The organism is Flavobacterium sp., assembly GCF_036405015.1.
Classification (GTDB): domain Bacteria; phylum Bacteroidota; class Bacteroidia; order Flavobacteriales; family Flavobacteriaceae; genus Flavobacterium.
The window spans coordinates 1-1,828 of record NZ_DASWYK010000185.1 but is presented as its reverse complement, the minus strand read 5'-3'; the positions used below and the strand labels follow the sequence as shown (position 1 = coordinate 1,828).

General features: G+C 32.2%; 1 protein-coding gene and 1 pseudogene. Both read right to left on the bottom strand.

Annotation, left to right across the window (positions count from 1 at the left end):
• A pseudogene (locus VGE71_RS15680) lies at nt 1-334 on the bottom strand (hypothetical protein); the annotation flags it as partial.
• Nucleotides 335-344: 10 nt separating this feature from the next.
• Complete coding sequence (locus VGE71_RS15675) at nt 345-1,796, bottom strand: hypothetical protein (protein WP_331139189.1); 1,452 nt, start codon at nt 1,794-1,796, stop codon at nt 345-347.
• Between the last annotated feature and the right edge of the window lie 32 nt (nt 1,797-1,828).

Below are 1,828 nucleotides of genomic sequence, written 5' to 3'. Positions count from 1 at the left end.
TTATATCTGAAATGCTAACGGTACTGTTAGGGAACTTTTTAACTTTTACGGTTCCTTGTAAATCTTTCGTCATTATTTTATTACCACAATCAAAGTTTGTCATTTTGATATCAGTATTAAATGTGTTTTTTTTAACTGAGTTTACATAAACGGTATCCTTAATGTTAAAAGTGTTAGAACAATTGTATTTGCCAACAGTAGAGAGTCCTGTGATTTCTATTTTGATTTTATTTATTACCACAGCGGTATCTTCTGGGAAAAAAGTGGGTTTAGCACTTCCTAATAAAAAGAACATTGCTAAACCCATAATTAATATTGAAAATCGTGTTTTCATTTTTTTTATATTAGAATGCAATTACTGCTTCGAATACTAAACCTTCAAATTTACCACCATAAAAGTTGTTTAGATTTCCGGTAGCAGGATCTCCTGTAAATTGTGAATAATTTTTATATTGTTGATTCACGTAGTTTAATTTAGCTAAAATGTTTTTGGTCATAAACCAACCAGCACTTGCTTCAAATTTATCTACGGTCACCTTTTTAGCATCAGCATTAGATAATTTTCCAGATACTGTATTGTATTTTCCTCCAACATAGAATTGTTCAGTTCCTCCAAATCTGTAAATAAGCTCTGAAGCATATTGATTTGCAGTACGTTTGTCATCAGTTCCAGCTTTGTCTCCTCCTGAAGCTAATTCGATTGTTCCAAAGAATTCAAGTCCTTTATATTTTACAAAAGGGTTAATCATATAGGTTGTAGCCCAATTTTTGAAATTAGGATTGAACGTTGCTTCTGGAGTAGATGTTTTGCTGAACGTAGTAGCAACATCAGTAGTATTTGTAGAAATAACAGTACCATTAGCATCGGTCTTAGTAATAGTATTTTTGTAAGGATTATTATTCAGGATACCCCAATAACCAAATCCTGATCTATTAGCAGAATATATGTTTGCATTACCAAGATTTGCATTATGATAATAAGAACCAGTTAATCTCACTCTTAAATCTTTATTAATCTGTTTGTCATAACCAAATTTAGCTAAGATTGAAGGGCTATGTGTTGTATTAGTGTTTGGTCCAGTAGTATAGAAAATTTCTTCATTACTTTGATTTAAATTACCATTTGTAACACCTAACATGCTTACCCATCCACTTCTGTTGTAGTAAACCTCCATACCCATTTCTGTAGTGAAAGAATACATGATATTGTTTCCAACAAATGCATTTCTGATTGTATTACCGTTATCAGAACCTCTGAAGTGAGCATCACCAAAATTGTTCTCCATTTGTCCAATTTTAATTGTAGCATATTTCATTACATCAGCCAAGAAGTCTTTTTTGATGAAGTCTAACTTATCAATTTGTAAGTATCCTCCTTTTACATAAGCATCATTGTGATGTCTTGAAGCTAAATAAATGTCTAAGTTTACTCTTACTCCGTCAAACAATTGAGCACCAAGATACATGTCGGCTCCAGGAAGAGTAAAGTTGTTTTCGGTATTCATTAAACGGTATCCCGTAATTGATCTAGTAGTAGTTCCAGTGCTTGTAGTAGTCGTAGTAGTAATGTTGGCAGGTTGATCATTGAATGAATTTGTTGCTTGAAAATCCATGTTGAAAGCACCACCAAGATCAATACTAAGACCTTTAAATTCTCTATTGTCTTTTTGAACATCAAAAACGTTGATACCGTCTTTTCCTCTAGAGATTTGGTTTTGCATGTTTCCAAAACTAACTTGTGCATTAACAGCAAATGTGCTGATAAGTGTAATAAATAGGATATAAATCTTCTTCATGGCGGCTATAGGTTAAAGTTTAAATTGAATTT